This window comes from Rhizobium sp. RHZ02 (genome assembly GCF_014851575.1).
In the GTDB taxonomy this organism is placed as follows: domain Bacteria; phylum Pseudomonadota; class Alphaproteobacteria; order Rhizobiales; family Rhizobiaceae; genus Rhizobium; species Rhizobium altiplani.
Genome location: NZ_JACUZX010000002.1, coordinates 183,591 through 209,737 on the forward strand (window position 1 = coordinate 183,591; position 26,147 = coordinate 209,737).

General features: G+C 60.0%; 25 protein-coding genes. 14 read left to right on the forward strand and 11 right to left on the reverse strand.

Translation table 11 applies throughout. The annotated features are described in order from the left end of the window. Positions 1–48: 48 nt before the first annotated feature. Complete coding sequence (locus IB244_RS03725; RefSeq protein ID WP_025658021.1) at positions 49–981, reverse strand: pyridoxal-phosphate dependent enzyme; 933 nt, start codon at positions 979–981, stop codon at positions 49–51. Positions 982–1,158: 177 nt separating this feature from the next. On the opposite strand from IB244_RS03725, the gene leuB reads away from it, so the two are divergent. After that, positions 1,159–2,271 (forward strand): 3-isopropylmalate dehydrogenase, encoded by a 1,113-nt coding sequence (leuB, locus tag IB244_RS03730; RefSeq protein WP_018855926.1) that lies wholly within the window; start codon positions 1,159–1,161, stop codon positions 2,269–2,271. 117 nt (positions 2,272–2,388) lie between these two features. Further along, positions 2,389–3,150, forward strand: a complete 762-nt coding sequence (locus tag IB244_RS03735; protein ID WP_113469688.1) for a phosphatase PAP2 family protein — start codon at positions 2,389–2,391, stop codon at positions 3,148–3,150. 66 nt (positions 3,151–3,216) lie between these two features. On the opposite strand, the gene IB244_RS03740 is transcribed toward IB244_RS03735, so the two are convergent. The 3 genes from IB244_RS03740 to IB244_RS03750 form a co-directional block, all read right to left on the reverse strand. Next, a complete protein-coding gene (locus IB244_RS03740) occupies positions 3,217–5,103 on the reverse strand; it encodes an MFS transporter (RefSeq protein ID WP_018855924.1) in 1,887 nt (628 codons plus the stop codon). 218 nt (positions 5,104–5,321) lie between these two features. Further along, positions 5,322–5,675 (reverse strand): VOC family protein, encoded by a 354-nt coding sequence (locus IB244_RS03745; protein ID WP_018855923.1) that lies wholly within the window; start codon positions 5,673–5,675, stop codon positions 5,322–5,324. Positions 5,676–5,788: 113 nt separating this feature from the next. Further along, positions 5,789–7,552, reverse strand: a complete 1,764-nt coding sequence (locus IB244_RS03750; protein WP_018855922.1) for a glucan ABC transporter ATP-binding protein/ permease — start codon at positions 7,550–7,552, stop codon at positions 5,789–5,791. 316 nt (positions 7,553–7,868) lie between these two features. Between IB244_RS03750 and IB244_RS03755 the strand changes: the two genes are divergently transcribed. Further along, on the forward strand, positions 7,869–8,609 hold the full coding sequence (locus IB244_RS03755; RefSeq protein ID WP_026371612.1) for a helix-turn-helix transcriptional regulator: 741 nt from the start codon (positions 7,869–7,871) through the stop codon (positions 8,607–8,609). A 115-nt stretch (positions 8,610–8,724) separates the two neighbouring features. Then, entirely contained in the window at positions 8,725–12,189 is a 3,465-nt protein-coding gene (gene pyc / locus IB244_RS03760) for a pyruvate carboxylase (protein ID WP_113469689.1), read from the forward strand. 126 nt (positions 12,190–12,315) lie between these two features. On the opposite strand, the gene IB244_RS03765 is transcribed toward pyc, so the two are convergent. The 3 genes from IB244_RS03765 to IB244_RS03775 all read right to left on the reverse strand — a co-directional run bounded on the left by IB244_RS03765 (position 12,316) and on the right by IB244_RS03775 (position 14,631). Next, positions 12,316–13,077, reverse strand: a complete 762-nt coding sequence (locus IB244_RS03765) for an amino acid ABC transporter ATP-binding protein (protein WP_018855919.1) — start codon at positions 13,075–13,077, stop codon at positions 12,316–12,318. Next, entirely contained in the window at positions 13,074–13,754 is a 681-nt protein-coding gene (locus tag IB244_RS03770; RefSeq protein WP_113469690.1) for an amino acid ABC transporter permease, read from the reverse strand. Before IB244_RS03770 ends, IB244_RS03765 begins: the two co-directional genes overlap by 4 nt. Positions 13,755–13,857: 103 nt before the next feature. Continuing rightward, positions 13,858–14,631, reverse strand: coding sequence for an amino acid ABC transporter substrate-binding protein (locus IB244_RS03775; protein ID WP_113469741.1), 774 nt, complete (start codon positions 14,629–14,631; stop codon positions 13,858–13,860). Between the two features lie 245 nt (positions 14,632–14,876). Here IB244_RS03775 and IB244_RS03780 point away from each other — a divergent pair, with 245 nt between their 5' ends. The 3 genes from IB244_RS03780 (at position 14,877) to ispG (ending at position 18,254) form a co-directional block, all read left to right on the forward strand. Continuing rightward, a complete protein-coding gene (locus tag IB244_RS03780; RefSeq protein WP_026371610.1) occupies positions 14,877–15,653 on the forward strand; it encodes a DeoR/GlpR family DNA-binding transcription regulator in 777 nt (258 codons plus the stop codon). A gap of 60 nt (positions 15,654–15,713) precedes the next feature. Then, entirely contained in the window at positions 15,714–16,907 is a 1,194-nt protein-coding gene (locus IB244_RS03785; RefSeq protein ID WP_113469691.1) for an MFS transporter, read from the forward strand. A 96-nt stretch (positions 16,908–17,003) separates the two neighbouring features. Next, positions 17,004–18,254, forward strand: coding sequence for a flavodoxin-dependent (E)-4-hydroxy-3-methylbut-2-enyl-diphosphate synthase (gene ispG / locus IB244_RS03790; RefSeq protein ID WP_018855914.1), 1,251 nt, complete (start codon positions 17,004–17,006; stop codon positions 18,252–18,254). 17 nt (positions 18,255–18,271) lie between these two features. Here the strand turns inward: ispG and IB244_RS03795 are convergent, their stop codons facing one another. Together IB244_RS03795 and IB244_RS03800 are read right to left on the reverse strand one after the other, a co-directional pair. Beyond that, positions 18,272–18,910, reverse strand: coding sequence for a LysE family translocator (locus IB244_RS03795; protein ID WP_018855913.1), 639 nt, complete (start codon positions 18,908–18,910; stop codon positions 18,272–18,274). 116 nt (positions 18,911–19,026) lie between these two features. Next, positions 19,027–19,941 carry a polyprenyl synthetase family protein gene (locus tag IB244_RS03800; RefSeq protein ID WP_018855912.1) on the reverse strand — a complete coding sequence of 305 codons (915 nt, stop codon included), beginning with the start codon at positions 19,939–19,941 and terminating at the stop codon, positions 19,027–19,029. Between the two features lie 134 nt (positions 19,942–20,075). On the opposite strand from IB244_RS03800, the gene mtgA reads away from it, so the two are divergent. From mtgA to IB244_RS03825, 5 genes are all read left to right on the forward strand, one after another. After that, a complete protein-coding gene (gene mtgA / locus IB244_RS03805; protein WP_026371609.1) occupies positions 20,076–20,822 on the forward strand; it encodes a monofunctional biosynthetic peptidoglycan transglycosylase in 747 nt (248 codons plus the stop codon). Between the two features lie 97 nt (positions 20,823–20,919). After that, the gene (locus IB244_RS03810) at positions 20,920–21,639 is read left to right on the forward strand and encodes a DUF1868 domain-containing protein (RefSeq protein ID WP_113469692.1); all 720 of its coding nucleotides are present in this window, start codon (positions 20,920–20,922) and stop codon (positions 21,637–21,639) included. 11 nt (positions 21,640–21,650) lie between these two features. Beyond that, on the forward strand, positions 21,651–22,298 hold the full coding sequence (locus tag IB244_RS03815; protein ID WP_018855909.1) for a glutathione S-transferase family protein: 648 nt from the start codon (positions 21,651–21,653) through the stop codon (positions 22,296–22,298). A 156-nt stretch (positions 22,299–22,454) separates the two neighbouring features. Next, on the forward strand, positions 22,455–22,640 hold the full coding sequence (rpmF, locus tag IB244_RS03820) for a 50S ribosomal protein L32 (protein ID WP_016556742.1): 186 nt from the start codon (positions 22,455–22,457) through the stop codon (positions 22,638–22,640). 146 nt (positions 22,641–22,786) lie between these two features. Beyond that, on the forward strand, positions 22,787–23,191 hold the full coding sequence (locus IB244_RS03825) for a hypothetical protein (RefSeq protein WP_018855908.1): 405 nt from the start codon (positions 22,787–22,789) through the stop codon (positions 23,189–23,191). A 3-nt stretch (positions 23,192–23,194) separates the two neighbouring features. On the opposite strand, the gene phaR is transcribed toward IB244_RS03825, so the two are convergent. Continuing rightward, a complete protein-coding gene (gene phaR / locus IB244_RS03830; RefSeq protein WP_018855907.1) occupies positions 23,195–23,767 on the reverse strand; it encodes a polyhydroxyalkanoate synthesis repressor PhaR in 573 nt (190 codons plus the stop codon). Between the two features lie 235 nt (positions 23,768–24,002). Here phaR and IB244_RS03835 point away from each other — a divergent pair, with 235 nt between their 5' ends. Both IB244_RS03835 and IB244_RS03840 read left to right on the forward strand, forming a co-directional pair. Further along, entirely contained in the window at positions 24,003–25,184 is a 1,182-nt protein-coding gene (locus tag IB244_RS03835; protein ID WP_018855906.1) for an acetyl-CoA C-acetyltransferase, read from the forward strand. Positions 25,185–25,252: 68 nt separating this feature from the next. Continuing rightward, the gene (locus IB244_RS03840) at positions 25,253–25,978 is read left to right on the forward strand and encodes a beta-ketoacyl-ACP reductase (RefSeq protein ID WP_018855905.1); all 726 of its coding nucleotides are present in this window, start codon (positions 25,253–25,255) and stop codon (positions 25,976–25,978) included. Here IB244_RS03840 and IB244_RS03845 read toward each other — a convergent pair. Next, on the reverse strand, positions 25,975–26,127 hold the full coding sequence (locus IB244_RS03845) for a hypothetical protein (protein ID WP_167354919.1): 153 nt from the start codon (positions 26,125–26,127) through the stop codon (positions 25,975–25,977). The two genes, IB244_RS03840 and IB244_RS03845, sit on opposite strands and share 4 nt — an antisense overlap. Positions 26,128–26,147: the final 20 nt, after the last annotated feature.

The following is a 26,147-nucleotide window of genomic DNA, read 5'->3' on the forward strand; positions in this document are numbered from 1 at the left end:
CATAGCATTCGAGAAAGCCGGGTTTTCGCCCGGCTTTTCTTTTGCTGCTTACAGCAACCGTTCTTTCCAAACCTTCAGCTTTTCCAGCGAGACACCGATGCCGCCGCAGACTTCGATCAGCGGATTATTGAAGCGGGCGAGAATATCGGAATGCACGTCGGCCACCGCCAGGGCGGCCCCGCAGGCGGGCTCGACCAGAATGCGATAGGCATCGGCGAACTTCAGGCAGGCGGTGACCGCCTGCGCATCCGTGACCGTGACGCTTTCGATCGGGTGGTGCTTCGGCAGATCGAAGACGTGCTGCGCCACCTGACGTGCGCCAAGCGAACTGGCGATTGAGGTGATCGCCGGCAAGGTAAGGCGCTCGCCTGCAGCAAGGCTGGCATAAAGCGAAGCGGCCCCTTCGGTCTCGACGGCAATGACCGGCACATCAGACAGGCCGTTTCGCTCGAGACCGGCTACGATGCCCGCCAGCAAGCCGCCACCGCCGACGCTCGTGATGACGCAATCAAACTCGGCGCCCTTTGCGACAACCTCGTCGATCAAAGTGCCGTGCCCCTCCCACAGAAGGGGATGATCGAATGGGTGCACGTAGGCTGCGTTTCTGGCCTTCGCGTGTTCTATTGCGAAGGCATTCGCTTCGTCGAATACCGATCCATGCACGAGAACCGTGGCGCCGGTTGCTTCGATCGATTGGCGCACTTCCGGCGACGTCGTCTCCGGTACGACGATCGTCACCGGAATGCCGAGCGCCCGTCCCGTATAAGCGGCGGCGATCCCCGCATTGCCGCCGGAGGCGCAGAAGATCTCCCGTGCGCCGTTCTCGATCTCGTGCTGGCAAAGCCTGCCAACACCGCGAAGCTTGAAGCTTCCAGAGGGCTGCAGCGCGTCGAGCTTCAGCCAAAGCGGCTTGTTGCTTGCGCTGTAGTCGGCGGAGGTGCGGAAAAGCGGCGTGTCGAGGTGGAGCGGTGCAGATGGCATGATGGTGTCCGATGACCGTGGCGATGGAGGCTCTTCTTGTGGACCCGCATGCGCCGATCGGTCAACGAGGGATCGCGGCAGTAATTCCGCAACCGTACCGAATCGGCCGCCCACTCGCTTGAAATGCCGTTTTTGCAGGTCTAAGAAGCCGCAACTTGTTTTTCCGCGGAGGGTTTCATGACAGCGCGCAATCTTTTCCTGCTGCCGGGCGACGGCATCGGCCCAGAGGCCATGGGCGAGGTCCGCAAGATCATTGCCTATATGAACGAGGCAATGAATGCCGGCTTCGTCACCGACGAAGGTCTGGTCGGCGGCAGCGCCTATGACGCGCACGGCGCGGCGATCTCCGAAGGCGACATGCAGAAGGCGCTCGCAGCCGACGCCGTTCTCTTCGGCGCCGTCGGCGGTCCGAAGTGGGATGATGTTCCCTATGAAGTACGCCCCGAAGCCGGCCTGCTGCGCCTGCGCAAGGATCTGGAGCTTTTCGCCAACCTGCGTCCGGCCATCTGCTACCCGGCGCTCGCTTCCGCTTCCTCGCTGAAGCCGGAGCTGGTCGAAGGCCTCGATATCCTGATCATCCGCGAACTGACAGGCGGCGTCTATTTCGGCGAGCCGAAGACCATCACCGATCTCGGCAATGGCCAGAAACGCGCGATCGACACGCAGGTCTACGATACATACGAAATCGAGCGCATCTCGGCCGTGGCCTTCGAAATGGCCCGCACGCGTCAGAATCGCGTCTGCTCGATGGAAAAGCGCAACGTCATGAAGTCGGGCGTGTTGTGGAACCAGGTCGTCACAGCGACGCACAAGGACAAGTATTCCGACGTCAAGCTCGAGCACATGCTGGCGGATGCCGGCGGCATGCAGCTGGTGCGCGCGCCGAAGCAGTTCGACGTCATCGTCACCGACAACCTGTTCGGCGACATGCTGTCCGACGTTGCCGCCATGCTGACGGGCTCGCTCGGCATGCTGCCTTCGGCTTCGCTTGGCGCCCCGGATGCCAAGACCGGCAAGCGCAAGGCGCTCTATGAGCCGGTGCATGGTTCGGCTCCTGACATTGCCGGCAAGGGCATCGCCAATCCGATCGCGATGATCGCTTCCTTCGCCATGTGCCTGCGCTATTCCTTCAACCTCGTGAAGGAAGCCGACAACCTCGAAAAGGCGATCGCCAACGTCCTCGACAAGGGCATCCGCACCGGCGACATCATGGCCGAAGGTTGCACGAAGGTTGGAACCATTGAGATGGGCGACGCGATCCTCGCCGAGTTCAAGGCGCTTTCTGCCTGATATTTCACGTGAAACACGCTTTTGGCCCTTCGCATCTGTTGATGCGGAGGGCCTTTGCTTGAAGGCAGTTATTGTCGCCCCTATCTCCCTTCTGCATTGAGGAAAGAGCGGAGTGGAATGAGCGGGACCGTCGATCGCAAGCCAAGTTTCTGGAACTATCTGCGAAGGCGTTACGAGGCGCGGCGTACGATCCATCGGCGGGTTCCCTGGAAGGGCTTCGTCTTTTCGGCCATCAACGCGGTTGCCATCGCTTTCTTCGTCTTCGACCGTCCGCTCGGACAGGCGGCCAAGGACCTGGCGCCGCGGCTGATCACCGTTGCCGGGGACATTACCGATATCGGCAGGCTCGCCTGGATCCTGGCAGGCCTTTGCACAATCTTCGCCACCAGCTATCTCGTTCGCCGCCGGCTCTGGAAGGTGCGCAGGCAGTTCCGCATGATCTATTTTGGACAGATGACGGCTTATGTCGGGCTGTCCGTTCTATCCACCAGCATCGTCGCCAACGTGCTGAAGTTTGCAATCGGCCGGGCCCGACCGCTGGTCTATGAGCAGGAGGGTATCTTCAGCTTCGCGCCTTTCAATGCTGACTTCCTGCATCAGAGCTTTCCGTCGGGCCATTCGGCCAACATCGGCGCGCTGTTCGTGGCGCTCGCACTTCTCTTCCCGCGCTTTCGCCTTGGTTTTATCGGCATAGGCCTTTGGCTTGGCGCCACACGCGTCATCATCGGCGTGCATTATCCAAGCGATGTCGTGGCCGGCCTTGCGTTGGGCGCCTGGTTCGCCTTTGCCACCTCGGTCCTCTTCGCGCGCTTCGGCTTGGTGTTCTCCATCGATCGCGATGGCGGCTGGCCGACGCCGCGGCTGAGCCGTCTTCTCTAGCCTTCCATAAATAAAATACCCGGCGCCTTGAGAGCGCCGGGCAGATGTTTGCAGTCCTCAATCGGCTCAATCCATGGCGTGGATATCGCGGTCCTTCGTTTCCGGCAGGAAGATCAGGCCGATGACCAGCGTGATGGCTGCGAAGACGATCGGATACCAGAGGCCGAAGTAGATATCGCCCTTGGCCGCGCTCATTGCAAAGGCCATCGCCGGCAACAAGCCGCCGAACCAGCCGTTGCCGATATGGTAAGGCAGCGACATGCCGGTGTAGCGGATGCGGGTCGGGAAGAGTTCGACCAGCAGGGCTGCGATCGGGCCATAGACCATCGTCACATAGAGAACGAGCACGAACAGAATGGCGATCGTGCCGATCCAGTTGACACGGGCAGGGTCGGCTACCATGGAGAAGCTGCCACCCTTGGCAATGTTATAGACCGCCATGTCGGTGGCGCCCTTTGCTTCATCGGCCGTCAGCAGCTTGTCGGCAACCAGCTTGTCGACCGGTACGGTCTGTTTTTCACCGGCGCGTACTGCGTCAGCGTTGAGGGCAAGCTCAGGGTTGGCCGCGATGAAGGGGTCCAGCTTCGCATCCGGCACCTTGATGGCGCCGCGGTTCAGCGGGTATCCGGCATCATGAAGGGCGATGTTGACGCCCTTTTCGAACGCGCCCGTCATTGCCTTTGCCTTGTCGCCGGCGGCGACGACGTCGAAGCTGGGGATGGTTTCGTCACCGATCTTGATCGTGGCAGGCTGGCCTGCCGGGCCGGGCACGACATCATAAGGCACCGAGTTCTTGGTCAGGAAGGCAGTGGCCACATCGCAAGAGTTGGTGAACTTCGACGTTCCAGTTGGGTTGAACTGGAATTTGCAATCCGCCGGATCGGCCGTCACGGTTGCACGGATAGAAGCCTGGGCTTCCGCAAGCGCCGGATTGGCAGTCCAGGTCATGGCCTTGAACAGCGGGGTGTAGGTAACGGCGGCGATCAAGAGGCCGGCCATCAGGATCGGCTTGCGGCCGATCCTGTCGGACAGGGCGCCGAAGATGACGAAGAAGGGCGTGCCCAGGAAGAGCGCAATGGCGACCATGATGTTTGCCGACTGCAGATCAACCTTGAGCACGTTCTGCAGGAAGAACAACGCATAGAATTGGCCGCCGTACCAGACGACCGCCTGACCCATCGTTGCGCCGAGAAGCGCGATCAGGGCGATCTTGGCGTTCTTCCACTGACCGAAAGCTTCCGTCAGCGGTGCCTTGGATCCCTTGCCTTCGGCCTTCATGCGCTGGAATGCCGGAGATTCGTTCATCTTCAGTCGAATCCAGACGGAAATCCCGAGGAGCACGACGGAGACGAGGAACGGAATGCGCCAGCCCCATGCCGCAAAGGCTTCCTTGCCCATCAGGAACTGGACGCCGACGATGACGAGAAGTGACAGGAAGAGGCCGAGCGTAGCCGTGGTTTGGATCCACGACGTGAAGTATCCGCGGCGTCCATGCGGGGCATGTTCGGCCACGTAAGTCGCCGCACCGCCATATTCACCGCCGAGCGCAAGACCCTGCAAGAGGCGAAGTCCGATCAGGATGATCGGTGCTGCGATACCAATCGTCGCCGCACCCGGCAGGATGCCGACGAGGAAGGTGGAGAGGCCCATGATAAGGATCGTCACCAGGAACGTGTATTTGCGTCCGACGAGATCGCCGAGACGCCCGAAGACCAGTGCGCCGAACGGACGCACGAGGAAGCCGGCAGCGAAGGCCAAAAGCGTGAAGATGTTTCGCGTTGCTTCCGGATACTGGGTAAAATAGGTCGCGCCGATATAGGTTGCGAGCGAACCGTAAAGGTAGAAGTCGTACCATTCGAAAACGGTGCCGAGCGATGAAGCGAAGATAACCTTCTTCTCCTCGCCCGTCATCGGACCGGCCTTGGGGCCGTCGACGCTTGCGATATTTGCCATTTTCTGTCCTCCACAGAATGATGTGAAACGCGGCGCGCGACCACCATGCTCTCCTCAAAGCATACCCTCGGGTCGCGGTTCGCCTGACAAGAGTGTGACAGAAAAGCTCATCCATACAGAGAGCGGCTTTGGGATTATGACTTTAGTCTAACACCTTCGCGCGAATTGCCGCTGGATGGCGCAGCGCGTCCCGCCCGAGGAGTCGGGCGTTGCCGGCTTCACGGTCTATGAGAAAGAATATTCACGATTGTTCCAAAGGGGTCGCGCACGTAGAAGCGCCGAACGCCCCAGGGCTCATTGGCCGGCCCATAGATGATTTCGAAGGCTGATGCACTCATGGCTGCGAAGGCCTCGTCAACATCGTCGACCTCGATCGAGAGGCCTGGAACCGGTGTGTCTGAGCCGCCCTCGCTCGCAAAGCCCACCTGGACCCGCATTGATTGGTTTGAGCCATAGGTGGAGATCCAGTCGTGATCCATCAGTACGTCGAGGCCAAGGATATCCTTATAGAAGACCTTGGCAGCGGCCGGATCGGCTGTTTCGATGTTCGCTACGATTCGCAGGACCTTCATATCGCCTCCGGCAATACCGTTTCCCTTAAGCTATGCGCGAGCTCCCCGCGGGCAAGAAAAAAGCCGGGCGGCAGGTACCGTCCGGCTTCTGTTTTTCCCTTGAGCGATCCGTCTTATGCGGCCTCGGTCGTGTGTGCCTTGCGAACTTCTTCGTCCGTGAGGATGCCGCTCGCGCGCAGCAGCGCCGCGAACCGGCCGTTGCTATGGCTGAGCTCATCGAAGCTGCCTTCTTCGACGACACGGCCACCGTCCAGGAACAGGACCTTGTCCGCTTCGCGAACAGTGGAAAGACGGTGCGCGATGATGAATGTCGTGCGGTTCTGGCGCAGGTTGTCGATTGCGGCCTTAACGCGATTTTCGGTTTCGACGTCAAGCGCGCTTGTCGCTTCGTCTAGCACGAGGATCGGGGCATCCTTGAGGATGGCGCGGGCAATCGCCACACGCTGACGTTCGCCGCCGGAGAGCCTGTTGCCGCGTTCGCCGACATGGGTGTCGTACTGCTCTTCGCGCGTCTCGATGAAGTCGGCGGCAGCGGCCGCTTCAGCTGCTCGACGCATGTCCTCATCCGAGGCGCCTTCCCGGCCGAGGCGAATGTTGTCGCTGATCGAGCGGTTGAGCAGGCCGGCATCCTGGAACACCGTCGCGATATAGCGGCGCAGCGACTTGCGGGTGATCTTCGTCGTGTCGTGACCATCGACGAGGATCTGGCCGCTATCCGGGTCATACACGCGCTGCAGCAGGTTGATCATCGTGGTCTTGCCCGAACCGGTCGGACCGACGATCGCAACCGTCTGACCAGCCTTGGCGGTAAAGGACACGTTGTGCAAGCCCTGCGCGGTGTTGCCGAAGCGGAACGACACGTTGCGGAATTCGACTTCACCCTTCACGTCGGCGATATCGTCATTGCCGGCAGGCTCTTCGCGTTCACGCACGGAGTCTTCGAGCGAGTAGAAATCCTCGAGCTTCGAACGGGCCTCGAAAATCTGCGTGGCAAACTGGCGCATCTGGTCGAGACGCGAGATCAGCAGGTTCGCAAAGCCGATGAAGGCAATCACGTCGCCGATGCGCAGCTCGCCGGACTGAACCATGAGCGTGCCGATGACGAGGATGATCATCATCGCAATGGTCGAAGCCATGCGGTTCATGGCGCCCGCGAGAGCCCACCAGTCGAGAACCGGATACTGAGCCTGCAGCAGGCGCTCGGCAAACGACTTCAGTGCCTTGGTTTCTGCTTCGATGCGATTGTAGCTATGGAGGACCGATACGTTGCTGATCGAGTCGCTGACGTGTGAGAAAACGGTGTGGTAGTGGTTTTCGACCGACGCCTGGCCATCCTTGGTGCGGCTCATGACGAGACGACCAATCAGCCAGTAGGCGACGCCGAGCACGACCAGCACGCCCGAAAGACGCAGGTCCATCGACATCGCAGTCGGCACCAGAAGCGCGATGGCAACGGCAGTCGCCAGGTGGTTGCGCATGAACTCGAGCCAAAGGCCAAAGAGCGTTTCGCATGCGCGCAGCAGCGTATGCAGCGCATTCGACGTGCCACGCTGATGATGCCAGGACAGCGGCATGGAGATGATACGGCCGAACGCTTCCGTCAGCAGTGTGGCGCGGCGGCCATGGGCCAGCCGGTCGGCCTCACGAGCGACAAGAACGAACGCTATGGTGTTGAAAACGGCAAAGCCGGCCCACATGAAAAGGATGGGTTTGACTTCGCCCTTGCCTGAAATTGCATCGATGATGCGACCGAACAAAATCGGTTCGGCGATTGTGATCGCGGCAAGCACGATGTTCGCAATAACGACCAGGGATACGCGGAGCTTGTAGGCGCCGAGATAGCGCAAAGCTCTAGCATAGACCTTGAATAGCGACACGGCGATACCTCTTGTGCATTTGCGAAATAATGGACGCTGCAACGCTACAAAAAGATACCTGAACCAGCGATTAACGAAGCGTTCAGACGAGCGGTCGCGGCAAGATTCTTTTACGGAGCGCACCCATAGCAATCCATTCCGAGGGACTGAACTTTTTTGGGACGTATCGCAAATCTCGCAATTTTCACTTGCGTTGCATGGTCGCGCTGGCACACCATAGATTGACGTCTAAATGCGTCGCAGGGGCGCCCAACCAAACACTTCCCTTGGTCGTGATCATTCGGCTAGGAGCCCAACTGGCGTAGGGGCATTTATTTTGAGTATTCATTCATTAATTCAATTGCTTGTCGTTCTGGAAGAGTGTCGAAGACCCGAAGGAGTTGTTGGCGAACTGGAGCATGTCATCCACGCCTACGGCTTCCAGTATTATGGCCTTTTGCGACACCTGAAAGCGACTGAAGATCCAATCAGTCTGATGTTTGCCGGTCATTGGCCAGAGAAATGGCCGCAGATCTATATTTCGAAAAAATACGTTCTCAGCGATCCGACGGTTCGCTATCTCGCATATGCGCAAAGGCCGTTTCGCTGGAAGGATAGTCTGGCGGCCTTCCGGAAGGACCCGCATCACCGCCGGATGGAGCAAATGATGGCCGACGCGCATAGCCATGGCCTGAAGGACGGCTACATTTTCCCCATCCAGGGCAGAAACGGCATCCTTGGTAATATGAGCATAGGCGGGACACCGGTAGACCTCTCTCCTGTCGAGATCTCGCTCTTTGATGCCGTTGCCCGAAAGGCTTTCTGGCGTCTTCTTGAGCTTAAGGGGGAGGCGGATGCGCTTGAAGAAGTTTCCGGCATCGACACGCGTTTGACGCGCCGGGAGATGGAAATACTTCAATATCTCGCGGAAGGCATGACCTCGGTTGAGATTGGCAAACGCCTCAAGATTTCAAACCACACCGTCGACTGGTACATGAACGGCCTGCAAGACAAGCTGAAGGCAAAGAATAGACAGCACGCGGTCGCTGTCGCCTTCCGGCATGGGCTGATCACCTAGTCTTAGAGAAATTCTATTTCGGACGGCTCCGGAAATTGAACTTTCCGTGACAGCGCGTTAAGACTTCTCTTCGCGGGTGCAGCATTGCCCGTTTCGATGCCGTGAGGAGACTGCATTGCCCATATCCAAGATACTTGTTGCCAACCGTTCGGAAATTGCCATCCGCGTGTTTCGCGCGGCCAATGAGCTCGGGATAAAAACGGTCGCGATATGGGCGGAAGAAGACAAACTGGCGCTGCACAGGTTCAAGGCAGACGAAAGCTATCAGGTCGGCCGCGGCCCGCATCTCGCCCGCGACCTCGGCCCGATCGAGAGCTATCTGTCGATCGATGAGGTGATCCGCGTCGCCAAGCTTTCCGGCGCCGATGCGATCCATCCCGGCTACGGTCTGCTGTCGGAAAGTCCGGAATTCGTCGATGCCTGCAACAAGGCGGGCATCATCTTCATCGGCCCGACGGCCGATACCATGCGCCAGCTCGGCAACAAGGTCGCAGCACGCAATCTGGCAATCTCGGTCGGCGTGCCTGTCGTGCCGGCAACCGAGCCACTGCCGGATGATATGGCTGAGGTCGCCAAGATGGCGGCGGTGATCGGCTACCCTGTGATGCTGAAGGCCTCCTGGGGTGGCGGCGGACGCGGCATGCGCGTCATCCGCTCGGAAGCCGACCTTGCACGCGAGGTGACGGAGGCCAAGCGCGAAGCGATGGCGGCTTTTGGTAAGGACGAGGTCTATCTCGAAAAGCTCGTCGAGCGTGCGCGCCATGTCGAAAGCCAGATCCTTGGCGACACGCATGGCAATGTCGTTCATCTCTTCGAGCGCGACTGCTCGATCCAGCGCCGCAACCAGAAGGTCGTCGAGCGTGCGCCGGCGCCTTACCTGTCGGAAGCCCAGCGCCAGGAACTGGCGGCGTACTCGCTGAAGATCGCGGGTGCCACCAACTACATCGGTGCGGGCACCGTCGAATATCTGATGGATGCCGACACCGGCAAATTCTACTTCATCGAAGTCAATCCGCGCATCCAGGTCGAGCACACGGTCACCGAAGTCGTTACAGGCATCGATATCGTCAAGGCGCAGATCCACATCCTTGATGGCTTTGCGATCGGTACACCGGAATCGGGCGTTCCCGAGCAGAAGGACATCCGCCTCAACGGCCATGCCCTGCAGTGCCGCATCACGACAGAGGATCCGGAGCACAACTTCATTCCGGACTACGGCCGCATCACCGCCTATCGTTCGGCATCCGGCTTCGGCATCCGTCTCGATGGTGGCACCTCCTATTCCGGCGCGATCATCACCCGCTACTACGATCCGCTGCTGGTCAAGGTCACTGCCTGGGCCCCGAACCCGCTGGAAGCGATCTCCCGCATGGACCGTGCATTGCGTGAGTTCCGTATCCGCGGCGTTGCGACGAACCTCACCTTCCTGGAAGCGATCATCACGCATCCGAATTTCAAGGATAACAGCTACACTACGCGCTTCATCGACTCGACGCCGGAGCTCTTCCAGCAGGTCAAGCGACAGGATCGCGCGACGAAGCTTCTGACTTACCTCGCTGATGTGACGGTCAACGGCCATCCGGAAGCCAAGGATCGACCGAAGCCGTCCGCCGATATCGCCGAGCCGATCGTCCCTTATACCAACGGTAGCGGCATCGCCGACGGCACCAAGCAGCTTCTCGACAAGCTCGGCCCGAAGAAATTCGGCGAGTGGATGCGCAACGAAAAGCGCATCCTGATGACCGATACGACGATGCGCGACGGCCACCAGTCGCTGCTTGCGACCCGCATGCGCACCTATGACATCGCGCGGATCGCCGGCACCTATGCGCACGCTTTGCCGAACCTGCTGTCGCTCGAATGCTGGGGCGGCGCGACGTTTGACGTTTCGATGCGCTTCCTGACGGAAGATCCATGGGAACGTCTGTCGCTGGTGCGCGAAGCCGCGCCTAACCTGCTTTTGCAGATGCTGCTGCGCGGCGCAAACGGCGTCGGTTACAAGAACTACCCTGACAACGTCGTCAAATACTTCGTCCGGCAGGCTGCTGCCGGTGGCATCGACCTTTTCCGCGTCTTCGACTGCCTGAACTGGGTGGAGAATATGCGCGTATCGATGGATGCGGTGGCCGAGGAGAACAAGCTCTGCGAAGCGGCGATCTGCTACACCGGCGATATCCTGAATTCGGCGCGCCCGAAGTACGATCTCAAGTACTACACCGACCTCGCCGTTGAGCTCGAAAAGGCCGGTGCGCATATCATCGCGCTGAAGGATATGGCGGGCCTGCTGAAGCCGGCTGCCGCCAAGGTGCTGTTCAAGGCGTTGCGCGACGCCACCAGCCTGCCGATCCACTTCCACACGCACGACACCTCGGGCATTGCAGCGGCGACGGTTCTCGCGGCGGTCGATGCCGGCGTCGACGCGGTCGATGCGGCAATGGATGCACTGTCCGGCAACACCTCGCAGCCCTGCCTTGGCTCGATCGTCGAGGCCCTGCGCGGCTCCGAGCGCGATCCCGGTCTCGATCCGGAATGGATCCGTCGGATCTCTTTCTATTGGGAAGCGGTGCGCCATCAGTACGCGGCCTTCGAAAGCGACCTCAAGGGACCGGCCTCCGAAGTCTATCTGCACGAAATGCCGGGCGGCCAGTTCACCAACCTCAAGGAACAGGCCCGTTCGCTCGGCCTCGAGACGCGCTGGCACGAAGTGGCGCAGGCCTATGCCGACGCCAACCAGATGTTCGGCGATATCGTCAAGGTGACGCCGTCCTCGAAGGTCGTCGGCGACATGGCGCTGATGATGGTCTCGCAAGACCTGACGGTTGCCGATGTCGTCAGCGCCGACAAGGAAGTCTCCTTCCCGGAATCTGTTGTCTCGATGCTGAAGGGCGATCTCGGTCAGCCTCCATCAGGCTGGCCGGAGGCGCTGCAGAAGAAGGCACTGAAGGGCGATGCGCCCTATACGGTGCGTCCGGGTTCGCTGCTTGCCGACGCTGACCTCGATGCCGAGCGCAAGACGATCGAGACCAAGCTGGAGCGCGAGGTCAATGACTTCGAATTCGCGTCCTACCTGATGTATCCGAAAGTCTTCACCGACTTTGCGCTGGCCTCCGACACCTACGGCCCGGTCTCCGTCCTGCCGACGCCGGCCTATTTCTACGGCCTTGCCGATGGCGAGGAACTGTTTGCCGATATCGAAAAGGGCAAGACGCTTGTCGTCGTCAACCAGGCGATGAGCCAGACCGACGAGCAAGGCATGGTGACTGTCTTCTTCGAACTCAACGGCCAGCCGCGCCGCATCAAGGTGCCGGATCGCGCCCATGGTGCGACCGGTGCCGCCGCCCGCCGCAAGGCGGAACCGGGCAATGCCGCGCATGTCGGTGCGCCGATGCCAGGCGTCATCTCGCGCGTCTTTGTCTCGCCCGGGCAGGCGGTCAATGCCGGTGACGTGCTTGTTTCCATCGAGGCTATGAAGATGGAAACGGCGATCCACGCCGAAAAGGACGGTGCGATCGCGGAAGTGCTTGTCAAAGCCGGCGACCAGATCGACGCCAAGGATCTGTTGGTCAGCTACGCGGGCTGACGAAGATGCGAAGGACAAAAAGAGGGCGGCCTTCGGGCCGCCCTTCTGCTTTTTATGCGCGAATTGATATGAGCAAGCTCAAGATTGTCGGGGGAACGCGCTGCGCGCTGTCGCTCGACGCGCCCCCTAAATATCGTAGGTATGGGCGGCGTTGATCGTCGAGATGAAGCGTTTGGTGCGCTCTCGCTCCGGCGCCGTGAAGATGTTCCTTGCGCTTCCCGTCTCGACCACACTGCCGGCCTCGAGGAAGACAACGTCGTTGGCGATCTTCGAGGCAAGGCGCAGGTCATGCGTCGCCATCACCATCGTCGTGCCCTCGCGGGCGAGACGGCCAAGAACATCGACGACTTCGGCGGAAAGCTCGGGGTCGAGCGCCGACGTCGGTTCATCGCAGAGAAGAACTCGCGGAGAGGGAGCGAGCGCGCGGGCGATTGCGACGCGCTGCTGTTGTCCACCCGAGAGTGTCGAAGGCCAGGCGTCGGCCTTGTGCGCCATGTTGACCTTTGTCAGCAATTCCATCGCCCGTTCACGCGCCTTTTCCTTCGGCCACTTGAGCACGGTGATGAGGCCCTCCATTACATTCTCGATGGCCGTCTGATGCGGAAAGAGCTGGAAGTTCTGGAATACCATTCCGGTCTGCCGGCGGATCTTCTGGATCGCCTGCCAGCCGGTCTTCTGGCCCAGCGTAAAGCTTATTTTCTCGTCGCCGAGGCGGATCGTGCCTGCTGTCGGGATCTCCAGCAGGTTGATGCATCGCAGCAGCGTGCTCTTGCCTCCGCCCGAGGGGCCGACGAGTGCGGTGACGCTGCCTTCCGGAATCCGGATGCTGATGTCTTTCAGGATGACGGCGTCGCCGAAGCGCTTTTCGATATGGGAAAGCTCGATCATGCGTTTGCCTCCAGCATGCCGCCATAGCGCGCGAAGCGACGCTCGAGGCGAACCTGCAACGCTGATAGGACGGAGCTCAAAGCAAGGTATATCAATGCGGCCTGGATGTAGAGGATGAGCGGCTCGTAAGTGGTCGCGACGATGCGCTGCGCAGCCTGGAACAGCTCCGGGACCGTAATGGCGGCCGCCAGCGACGTGTCCTTCACCAGCGAGATGAACGTATTGGAGAGCGGCGGTACAGCAACGCGCCCGGCCTGGGGCAGGATCGTGCGGCTCATCGCCTGGCGCCAGCTCATGCCGATCGAATAGGCCGCTTCCCACTGCCCCTTCGGCACGGAGGAGATGACGGCGCGGATGATTTCGGAGCTATAGGCGCCGATGTTGAGGGTGAAGCCGATCAGCGCTGCCGGAAAGGCGTCGAGCAGGATGCCGATGCTCGGCAGGCCGTAAAAGATGACGAAGAGTTGCACCAGCAGCGGCGTGCCCCTGATGGCCCAGACATAGAAGCGCGCGATGGCGGCGACCGGCGCCGGCGCGAAAAGCCGTGCGATTGCCGTCAGCAGTCCAAGGATGAGACCGAGTGTGAATGACAGGAGCGTCAGCGGGATCGTGAAGATCAGGCCGGCCCAGAGGAGCGGACCAAGCGACTCCGCCATCAGTTGAAGCCAGTGCGGCAAGGTTCAATCCTCAAAGAAGATGCGTCCAGCGAGGTTTCGCTGAACGCTTTCTCGGGAACATATAAAGGATGTGGCGGCGGCAGCAAGCCGCCTGCGTTACGAGTTACTTCGAAACGTCCTGACCGAAGTACTTGTCGGAGATCTTCTTGTAGGTGCCGTCGGCCTTGATGTCGGCCAGTGCCTTGTTGATGGCTTCCAGTAGCTCCGGCTCACCCTTGCGGATGATGATGCCGGAAAAATCGGCATTTTCCTGCTGGGCGACGATCTTCACCGGAGCGTCAGGCTTGTGCTTCTTGAAGTCGAGGAAGGAGAGGCTGTCGTTGATCGTCGCGTCTGCACGCTTGGTCAATACGAGCTGGATCGACTGGTCGAAACCATCGGTACCGACGAGTTCTGCGCCGGACTGTTCGGCAAGCTTGCCGAAGTTGCTGGTCAGCGACTGAGCCGACTTCTTGCCCTTCAGGTCCGCAAAGCCCTTGATGCTGTCGTCGCCGTCGCGAATGATGAGAACGGCCTTGGATGCGATGTAGGGCTCGGAGAAATCGTACTTCTGCTTGCGGGCTTCGGTGATACCGACCTGGTTGATGACCGTGTCGTAGCGCTTGGCATCAAGACCGGCGATCAGGCCGTCCCATTTGCCTTCGACGAATTCGGCCTTGACGCCGAGCTTGGCAGCAACCGCCTCGCCGATCTCCACGTCGAAGCCGACCAGCTTGCCGCTATCGTCATGATAGGTGAACGGGGCGTAAGTACCCTCCGTGCCGATCTTGAAGACACCCGCAGACTTGACGGCGGCGAGGTTTTCGCCGGCAACGGCGGGAAGAAGGGCGGCGGCCTGGATCAGTGCTGCAGCGGCGATGGTCTTCAGGAGGTTCATTTTTTTATCCAATTCACAGGGTGTTTGATGCACGAAAAATCGCAGAAAAGCTGATCGCTGCGAAGCGTAGAAAACTGCGAAGAAAATCGGCATCTGCGAATATTTTTCTCATTTATCACAGATTTGGCGCGCCCTGTTTCAGTTTGTGAAGATCGAGATAGCGCACCACACTTGCGTGCACGTTTGTATCCGTTTATGCATGTTTTTATCAGTTTTTGATCAACCAGGCTGAAGTCGGCATGAACATGAACGAACTTCTCCTGCAGGAGCGCCAAAGCGTCATCCTGCGGAAGCTACAGAGTGATGGTCGGGTGCTAGCCGCAGATCTTGCAGTTGAATTCCGTGTATCCGAAGACACGGTCCGCAGGGACCTGCGCGAGATGGCAGCTGCCGGCCTGTGCGAGCGCGTCTATGGTGGCGCGTTGCCGGTTGCGCCCGCCGGCGGGAGCCTTGGCCACCGGGCAGGGATCGCGCGGGATCGCAAGCAGGCGCTCGCCGTCGCCGCTGTGTCGCAGATCGTTCCCGGCTCGACCGTGTTTTTCGATGCGGGCAGCACCAACCTCGCAATTGCGACGGCCCTGCCAATGGATTTGACCCTGACGGCAGCGACCAACGCGCCAGCGATCGCCGCCGCCCTGATCGAGAAGCCGGCGGTTAACGTGATCCTGATCGGCGGGCTTATCGACCGGCAGGTCAGCGGTGCGCTCGGCGCGAAGGCCATGCGCGACATGGAGTCCCTCTCGCCCGATCTTTGCATCCTCGGTGCTTGCGGGATAGATCTGACGGCTGGCGTGACGACTTTCGGCTTCGAAGATGCTGAATTCAAGCGTTTTGCAGCATCGCGAAGCAAGAAGGTTTTGGTCGCCGCGACGTCCGACAAGTTCGGCACTGCCGCGCCGCACAGTGTACTTCCGGTGGCGCAGTGCGAATGCCTGGTGGTCGAGCAGGACGCCGACCCGGCCATGCTGGCGCGCTATCGCGACAGCGGCTGCAGGACGATCGTGGCTGGCGGAACGACGTAACTATCATTCAATAAACGCGTCGGGCGCGAGTGCCGACGTCGAGACACTGTGGGAAGAGACATGGATAACCACGTTAACACAGCGCCGATGGTCAGAAGCGGCTACGTAACGAAGAACAGGATAGCGGTTTCGCTGCTGTTTCTCGTCAACGGCTTCATCGTTGGCTGCTGGGCGCCGAAAATTCCCGAATTCGCAGAGCGCCTGCAGCTGAGCAAGTTTCAGTTGGGTCTGATGATCCTGGTTCTTGGTGTCGGTTCGCTTACCCTGATGCCAATCGCGGGGGCGCAAATCGCGCGCTATGGCTCGAAACTTGTCGCGCAGATCGCCGCGGTGTGCCTTCTGCCTGCGCTGCTTGCACTGACGCTTGCGCCGAACGTTGCGACAGGGGCGATCTCGATCTTTCTGTTTGGCGGCTTCATGGGCGCCATGGACGTTGCCATGAATGCGAATGCGGTTGCGGTCGAGCAATCGATGCGGCGGTCGATCATGTCCTCGTGCCACGCCTTTTGGAGTTTGGGCGGTTTGATCGGTGCCAGCCTCGGTGGCCTGCTGATCGCCAAGGTCGGCGTGATCTGGCATGCGCAGATTGCGACTGCGCTTGCGGCGATCGTTTTGGGTATCGCCTGGAGGATGATCCTTGCGGACCCTCCGCATCCCGACGAGAAGAAGGAAAAGCTCCGGCTGCCTCTGGTGCCGCTGCCATGGCTGATCGGATTGATGGCGCTGTTCTCGATGGTTCCCGAGGGCGCTGTGCTGGATTGGGGCGCGCTCTACCTGCGTGAGGAACTGGGAGCATCGGTGGCGCTTTCCGGCTTCGGCTTTGCGGCGTTTTCGCTGACGATGTCGGTCATGCGGTTTGGCGGCGATCTTGTTCGCGACCGGCTTGGCGGCGTGATGACGCTTCGGATCTGCACGCTGTTTGCAATATCAGGCATGCTGCTCGCCGCCTTTGCGCCCAATGCGGAAATTGCGATCCTAGGCTTTGCGCTTTGCGGGATCGGGATCTCGAACATGGTTCCGATTGCCTTTTCGGCTGCCGGCAATATTCCGGGCCTGCGCGCCGGCATTGGCCTCTCGGTGGTAACCACCATGGGCTATTCCGGCATGCTGGTGGCTCCGTCGGCAATCGGTTTCGTGGCGGAGCATATCGGCTTCAGCGTCGTCTTCATGGCTTTGCCGGTGTTGCTGGTCGTCGTGCTGCTGTTTTCGAACCTTGCACGCTATGCCGACGGCATATCGGGTGGCGGTCACTGAGACGGCTCCAAGCAAAAGTGATGTGCGGGGCGGTTGACAACAAAGCGGGCATGATCCACCTGAAAGACACGAAATTCAGGGGTTCAAGAACTCTATATGTCTTCTGCTGCAGATTTTGATCCGAAGCCGCGCCGCGCATCCGTTGCGGTCGATGTTGGTGGCGTCATCGTGGGTGGTGGTGCGCCTGTTGTCGTCCAGTCGATGACGAATACCGACACTGCGGATATAGACTCCACCGTTGCGCAGGTGGCGGCTCTTTTCAAAGCGGGGTCCGAGATTGTCCGCATCACCGTCGACCGCGACGAGAGCGCTGCCGCGGTTCCGAAGATTCGCGAACGGCTGCTGCGCCTTGGCATGGACGTCCCGCTCGTCGGTGATTTTCACTACATCGGCCACAAGCTTCTTGCCGACCATCCGGCCTGCGCCGAGGCACTGGCGAAATACCGTATCAATCCGGGCAACGTCGGCTTCAAGGACAAGAAGGACAAGCAGTTCGGCGACATCATCGAGATGGCGATCCGCTACGACAAGCCGGTGCGCATCGGTGTGAACTGGGGTTCGCTGGATCAGGAGTTGCTGACGGCGCTGATGGACCAGAACGCCGAGGCTGGCTCACCGCTTTCGGCGCGTCAAGTGACGCGTGAGGCAATCGTGCAGTCCGCCTTGATCTCGGCCAATCTGGCCGAAGAGATCGGCCTTCCGCGCAACCGCATCATCCTGTCCGCCAAGGTCAGCCAGGTCCAGGATCTGATCGCCGTCTATTCGATGCTCTCCGAACGCTCCGACCACGCCCTGCATCTCGGCCTTACCGAAGCCGGCATGGGCAGCAAGGGGATCGTCGCTTCATCGGCTGCCATGGGCTATGTGCTGCAGCAGGGAATCGGCGATACGATCCGCGTGTCGCTGACGCCGGAGCCGAATGGCGACCGGACGCGCGAAGTGCAGGTTGCCCAGGAGCTGCTGCAGGTGATGGGCTTCCGCCAGTTCGTGCCTGTCGTTGCGGCTTGTCCCGGCTGTGGGCGCACGACCTCGACCGTATTCCAAGAATTGGCGCAGAACATCCAGAACGACCTTCGCAAGAACATGCCGGTCTGGCGCGAGAAATATCCGGGTGTCGAAGCGCTGAACGTTGCGGTCATGGGCTGCATCGTCAACGGACCAGGTGAAAGCAAGCACGCCGACATCGGCATTTCCCTGCCCGGCACCGGCGAAACGCCGGCTGCGCCCGTGTTCATCGACGGCAAGAAGGCGTTGACCCTGCGCGGGCCGAACATCGCTTCTGACTTTGAGGCGCTCGTGGTCGACTACATCGAAAAGCGCTTCGGGCAGAAGACGGCCGCCGAATAAGCGGCAATCGAAAACGCTCAGATTCGGCTGGTCAGCAGCTTCAGCCCCGCGACACAGTAGAAGGCGGCCATGGCCCCCTCGATCCAGCGGCGTATGTTGCGGTAGATCTTCAACGCATGTGGTGTCGAGAACAACACGGCGTAGCCCATGAAGACGGTAAAGCCTGTCACCATGCACACTCCGATGATCAGGCCGGCGACGGGTGCCGGCGCGCCCTGCGGCATGCCGAGGGCGATGATCGCCAGCCACGCGAAGATGGCCTTCGGGTTGGTGATGTGGATACCATAGCCGCGCAGCAACTGGGCCCGCGTCGAAAGGTTTCTCTGCACGACAGCTGTCGGCAGGTCATTGTTGGCGCGTACGGCCTTGAAGGCCTTGTAGGCGAGATAAAGCAGATAGAGGCCGCCGAAGACCTTCAGGATCTCAAGCGCGATGGCGTAGGTCTGGAGGATGGTCGCAAGACCGAGAGCGGCGGCGCAGGCCCAGGTGAACGAACCCGCGAAGATGCCAAGCGCGATGGTCATGCCTGCCTTCCGGCCGTGCGTCATCGACGTCGACACGATGGCCATGATTGCCGGACCAGGGCTGATGACGGCGATCAGATAGGCGACGTAGGCCGGCAGGATCTGCGGCAGGTAGGTCAGGATCTCATGCATCTTGCGTCTCTTGTTCGGCCACTCGGCTATTGCCGGTTTTTTTGCCCCGGCTCCACGCGAACGACAAGGGACTGCATCTCGTCAGGTGGCGGAAATATTGTCTCGGTGACGCTTTTTCAGCTCTTGCGTCCGGCAATGAAGCGAGCTGCTTCAGTCAGAACTGTGCCGCGCCCGGCATAGGGAGACAGCAGTGCTTCGGCCTCGCGCACATGCTCGGCAAGCTTGGCTTCCGCCCATGCCATGCCGTGCAGTGCCACCAATGTGCCCTTGCTGCGACCGGCGTCCTTACCCGTCGCCTTGCCCATTGTGGCTGCATCGGAGGTGAGATCGAGAATGTCGTCCGCGAGCTGGAAGGCGAGGCCGATCCTCTCGCCGAACTGACGCAGTCGTGTACGATCCTCCGGCGAAGCGCCGGCAATGATGGCGCCGGCTTCGCAGGCAAAGCGGATGAGCGCGCCTGTTTTCATGGCCTGCAGCGTCACGATGCCTTGTTCGTCCGGCGCCTGCTTCTCGGCGGCAAGGTCGAGTGCCTGACCGCCTGCCATGCCCCCGATGCCTGCGGCTCGCGCCAGCGCGAGCGTCAACGCCACTTTGGCGGCATCAGGCAATTTCGTTTCGGGCGCAGCGATGATGTCAAAGGCATAGGTGAGCAGACTATCGCCAGTGAGGATGGCGGTCGCCTCGTCATAGGCGATGTGCACGGTCGGCTTGCCTCGACGCAGGTCGTCGTCGTCCATTGCCGGCAGATCGTCGTGAACCAGCGAATAACAGTGCACGCATTCGAGTGCCGCGCCCACACGCAGCGCCGCGTCTCTGTCCCCGCCGAGCAGCGATGCCGCCTCGATGACCAGGAAAGGGCGGAGCCGCTTGCCGCCGTTCAGGCTGGCATAGTGCACGGCTGAACGCAGCCGTTCCGGACGGGCGATCTCGCCGTTCAATACGGATGACGACAGCAGGGTGTCGAGCACAGCCTCGACCTCGCGCGCGGTGGCCGTCAATCTGGCTTCGAATGTTTCAGAGCTTGCGTCCATGGCGCGCTGTTTGGCATGAGCTGCCTTCCCTCTGCAACGGAATTGTCGATCATCCGGCGAAGATTTCCTTTGTCTCTGGCAATGCCAGTTCGCAAACGGTATGGAGGAGAAGGGCAAGAGACTGGGTCGGGGAATTGGACATCACGCCGGAGAGAGAGGAAAGCATGACCGTGCCGTTTCACAGGCACGCGTTGTTTTGGCTCAAGGGCCGGCCCGTGATCATGCGCATCGCTCTCGCACTGGCGGCGCTCGTCATTCTTCCCTATGTCCTGATTGTCCTCTATCTGCTGCCTTTCGTTCACCCCGTTTCCACGCTCATGCTTCGCGATCTGGTGCTGCTGCGCGGCTACGACCGGCAATGGGTATCGCTCGACGATATCTCGCCGGTTCTCGTCCAGTCGGTGATGATGTCCGAGGATGGACAATATTGCTTCCACGGCGGTGTCGATTGGGGCGAGATGCGGATGTTGTTGGAGGATACGCTGAGCGGCCAGGCGACCCGTGGCGGAAGTACGATCCCGATGCAGACGGTGAAGAACCTGTTCCTCTGGAATAGCCGGTCCTTCGTTCGCAAGGCGATGGAGCTGCCGTTGGCTGTGACCGCAGATTTCGTCTGGTCGAAGCGGCGCCTGATGGAGATCTATCTCAACATTGCCGAATGGGGGCCGGGGGTATACGGCATCGAGGCCGCGGCACGTCACCATTTCAACGTGCCGGCATCGAAGTTGACCAGTCGGCAGGCCGCTCTTCTTGCCGTGTCGCTTCCCAACCCCTTCGATCGCAACGCCGGCAAGCCCGGGCGTGGCTTGCGACGGCTCGCCGGCCTGATCGAGCGCCGCGCGCGAGGGTCGGGCGATTACATCAGATGCATTTATGATTGATATCGCAATAAGTCGTTGGTGCTCATGAGTGTCATCTGGCATTCGTGCTTTAAAATTATGGACGGAAATCCCTCCATCAAAGACCGGATTACCAGCGATGATTTCTGCCCTTTCGCCCAGCCTTCTGACCTATTCCGCCATTCATAATCCTGTCCCGCCGAGGCATCTCGGGACCCGCTACGACGCAACTGGGACGTTTCTGCGCGAGCCCGGCAATACGGTAGTCTGTCATCTGGTCGAGGGATCGCGCTCGCAGCGGGCGATCGTTGAAGCGCGTGAGACGTTTCTGGCGATGCCGGAAGCTTCGCAGTTCGCCTTCACGCCGATCTCCAGCCTGCACATGACCCTGTTTCAGGGTATTATCGAGTATCGCCGCACGCCGCCTTACTGGCCGGAGGACGTGGCGCTTGATACCGGGATCGAGCGCATGAGCGAGATCTTTCTGGATCGGCTGCAATCCTACGAGCCACCGGGCCCGTTTGAGGTTGAAGTCACCGAGGTCACGCCGGTCGGACTTACGGTGGACGGCACTACCGCAGCGGACCGGCGGATCATGAAGGACTGGCGGGACGCGTTCGCCCCTGTGTTCGGCTACCGGCACCCGGATCATGACACCTATGCGTTCCACGTCACATTCTGCTATCCGATCGCAAGGCTGCCGGAAGCGGCGCTCCGGGCATGGCAGGCGATGCTCGATGGCGCGCTTGCCACACTGCGCGAAACCGCTCCGGTGATAGAATTGAAGCCTCCGGCCTTCTGCTCTTTCGACGATATGAACCATTTCGAGGAGCGGCTTGTGTTCGCGCCTGCAGCGTAAAGGGAGATTTCATGGACAAGCTCACGCTCTATATCGGCAACAAGAACTATTCGTCCTGGTCGCTTCGGCCATGGATCGCCATGACGGCCGCCGGCATTCCCTTCGAGGAGGTGCTGGTTCCCTTCGATTTTCCCGCCGGCAATCCTCGCTTCAGGGAGTTCTCGCCAACGGGGCAGGTTCCTGTGCTTCTGCACGGCGAGGTTCGTGTCTGGCAGTCACTGGCGATCATCGAATATGTTGCCGAGCTCTTCCCGGAAGCCGGGCTATGGCCAAGGGAGCGTGGGAAGCGAGCGGTCGCGCGCGCTGTTTCCATGGAAATGCTTGCGGGTTTCGGAGCCCTGCGGAACGCCTGCCCGATGAATATCCGGCGGCCGAAGGGCAAGATCGCGCTTGCTGATGGGGTCATGGCCGATGTCGCCCGCATCGAGACGATCTGGCGCGACCTGCGCGCCCACTCCGGCGGGCCGTTCCTTTTTGGCGGTTTTTCAGGCGCCGACGCGATGTTCGCGCCAGTTGTCAGTCGTTTCGATGTATACGACCTGGTATCTGCCGGCGACACGCTCAGTTATATTGCAGCCATCAAGGCGCATCCCGCCTGGAAAAAGTGGGAAGAGGCGGCGCGATCCGAGCCCTGGATTGTCGAGGAAGACGAGGTCTGACCCTTGAATCGCAGGAATCTCAAAAAATAAGCTTGGGGACTGGTCAAGCCCCCTCAAGGCATGTATAAGCGCGCAAAATTTCCGAAATCGCGATACGTCGTTTCGGCCGCCAGTCTGGCCGTAGGATGTGTTTGCCCGTGAAGTGGAGTAAGAGAAATGGCTGTACCGAAGAGAAAAACGAGCCCGTCCAAGCGCGGTATGCGCCGCTCTGCCGACGCGCTGAAGGCTGCGACCTACGTTGAAGACAAGAACTCCGGCGAACTGCGCCGTCCGCACCATATCGATCTGAAGACCGGTATGTATCGCGGCCGTCAGGTTCTGACGCCGAAGGAAAGCGCATAATACATTTGCGCTCTGTCTGAGTAAGACTTGCGAGGTCGGCCATGTGCCGGCCTTTTGCTTTTTCCGACGACAAATACATTCTTTGGATGGCTTGAAGTCACGCGGCGATTTACGGCACTATTCTCTCGCTGGGGGAGATTTGCCACATGTTCAATGCTGTGCCGCTGATGGTTATTCCGTTCATTCTCTACAATATGTCGATGCTGGGCTTGATGGGCGGCGGCGGGCTTCCATCGCTCGAAAACGATGTCATCGTTTTGTCGATGATTTCGGGGGCCATGTGGAGCATGTCGCTCGGCGACCTCTTCATCGTCATCGCGCTTGCGGTTCTGTTCTTCGAAATACTGAAGGCGACCCGCAATGACGGCAGCCTTACCAATCACATATTGTCGATGCTCGTCTTTATTGCCTTCCTGGTCGAGTTTCTCCTCGTCCAGGATGCGGCCACCCAGGTTTTCTTCATCCTGATGACGATTGTGTTGATCGATGTGATTGGCGGCTTTGCCGTATCTATTCGCACCGCCAGGCGCGATGTTTCGATCGGGCTCTGACGCTTAGAGACTATCGAGTTTGTTCTGAAGGGCGCGCAGCTGTTCCTTCAGCTCGTCGATGTCCTTTGCTTCCGCCTTGCGGCTCTCCTTGGCCGGCGGCGTCATGAACGGTGAAAACATCTGCATGGCCTGCTGGAACATCTCGGTATTGCGACGGACCTGGTCTTCGACCAGCTGCATCGGCAGTTGCAGGTTCTTGCCGATCGGCGTTTCGCCGAAAGCGCGCGTGACCTGCTCGCGCATCTGCGCCTGCTGTTCGGTAAAGGCGCGCATGGAGTGTTCCAGGAAGCTCGGAACGACCATCTGCATCTGGTCGCCGTAATAGGTAATCAGCTGGCGGAGGAACGAGATCGGCAGGAGCGTGTTGCCCGTCTTGGATTCCTGTTCGAAAATGATTTGTGTCAGTACCGAGTGGGTAATGTCGTCCCCGCTTTTTGCATCCTGGACCGTAAAATCCTCCCCCTTCTTTACCATCTCCGCCAGGTCTTCCAACGTTACGTAAGTGCTGGTGCCTGTGTTGTAGAGGCGGCGATTGGCGTATTTCTTGATTACGATCTGCCCGTCATTCTTCGCCATATCAGTCTCCCGAAGCCCGTCTGATTGTTATGGAAATTCCTCCACGGAGGAATGTAGACGCAAACGAAGCCCAGTGACAATCTCTTTGTGCGATGCGGCAACCCCTTTTGCAGCAGAGATAATTTGCCCCAGCGTAAGCAGTGCCTAAAATTGAATGTTAGCGTCTTGTCGTTTGACTTGGCGCTGAAGCTTTGTCAGTTTCCTCTGTATCTGATGGAGTTAACAGGAGATCGTCATGTCGAGTTCATCCATCGTCATCGCTAGTGCAGGCCGCACAGCCGTTGGCTCATTTAATGGCGCGTTCGCCACCGTTCCGGCCCATGAACTGGGTGCGGCCGCGGTCAAAGGTGCGCTGGAGCGTGCAGGCGTCGATGCCAGCGAAGTCGATGAAGTCATTCTCGGCCAAGTTCTTCCGGCTGGCGAAGGCCAGAACCCGGCCCGCCAGGCCGCCATGAAGGCGGGCGTTCCCAAGGAGGCGACGGCATGGGGCGTCAACCAGCTCTGTGGCTCCGGTCTTCGGGCGGTGGCGCTCGGCATGCAGCAGATCGCGCTCGGTGACGCAAAGATCATCGTCGCCGGCGGTCAGGAGTCGATGTCGATGGCGCCGCATGCTGCGCATCTGCGCGGCGGCGTCAAAATGGGCGACATGAAGATGGTCGACACCATGATCAAGGACGGCCTGACGGACGCCTTCTACGGCTATCACATGGGCATCACCGCCGAGAACATTGCCCGCCAGTGGCAGCTCTCCCGCGAGGAGCAGGACCGCTTTGCCGTCGCGTCGCAGAACAAGGCGGAAGCCGCGCAAAAGGCGGGTCGCTTCGCCGATGAAATCATTCCGTACGTTATCCAGACACGAAAGGGCGACGTCACTGTCGATGCCGACGAGTACATCCGTCATGGTGCGACGTTCGAATCGATGGCCAAGCTGCGTCCTGCCTTCGACAAGGAAGGCACGGTGACCGCGGCGAATGCCTCCGGCCTGAATGATGGCGCTGCTGCAGCCGTGCTTATGACTGAAGCTGAGGCCTCCCGTCGTGGTATCCAGCCGCTCGTCCGCATTGTTTCCTGGGCTACGGCAGGCGTTGATCCGCAGGTCATGGGAACCGGACCGATCCCAGCGTCGCGCAAGGCGCTGGAAAAGGCGGGTTGGTCTGTCGGCGATCTCGATCTGGTCGAAGCAAACGAAGCCTTTGCCGCGCAAGCATGCGCGGTCAACAAGGACCTCGGCTGGGATCCTTCGATCGTCAACGTCAACGGTGGCGCGATCGCGATCGGTCACCCAATCGGCGCGTCCGGCGCGCGGGTGCTCAACACGCTCCTCTTCGAGATGAAGCGCCGTGGCGCCAAGAAGGGATTGGCGACGTTGTGCATCGGTGGCGGCATGGGCGTCGCGATGTGCTTTGAAGCTCTTTGAACAGCAGGCAATCCAACCATAACCTGAGCCCCGCAGGATAGCGGGGCCTTCAAATGAGGGAGCTGAACATGAGCAGGGTGGCTGTTGTCACTGGTGGTACCCGCGGCATTGGCGCCGCGATTTCCGTCGCACTGAAGAATGCAGGCTATGCAGTTGCCGCCAACTACGCGGGCAACGACGAGAAGGCGAACGCCTTTCACAGCAGGACAGGCATTCCCGTCTTCAAATGGGATGTTTCCGACTATGCATCATGCGGTGAGGGCATCGCGAAGGTAGAGGCTGAACTGGGTCCGGTCGACGTCCTTGTCAACAACGCCGGGATCACCCGGGACGCAATGTTCCACAAGATGACGCCGCAACAGTGGCACGAGGTCGTCAACACCAACCTCACCGGACTCTTCAACATGACGCACCAGGTCTGGGGTGGCATGCGCGACCGAAGCTACGGGCGGATTGTCAACATCTCTTCGATCAACGGCCAGAAGGGGCAGATGGGGCAGGCGAACTATTCGGCGGCCAAGGCCGGCGACCTCGGCTTCACCAAGGCACTTGCGCAGGAGGGTGCAGCCAAGAACATCACCGTGAATGCGATCTGCCCGGGCTATATCGGGACGGAAATGGTTCTCGCAGTTCCCGAGAAAGTCCTCAATGAACGGATTATTCCGCAGATTCCGGTCGGCCGCTTGGGCGAGCCTGAAGAGGTTGCCCGCTGCGTCGTCTTCCTGGTTTCCGATGATGCGGGTTTCATTACCGGATCGACGCTCAGCGCCAATGGCGGCCAGTTGTTCGTTTAGCGGATGGAGGCTGTAAGGCCGTTATCGTGGCTCTCGATCTGCTGCGAATAGCGGCCTTGCTGGCTGCGCGTATCGTACGGATTCAAGTATGCCGCATAGGTCGCCATGGCGATCGTCAATATTGCGGCTGCGCCGATAATTCTGGTCATGCCCTGCACTCCGAATTCCC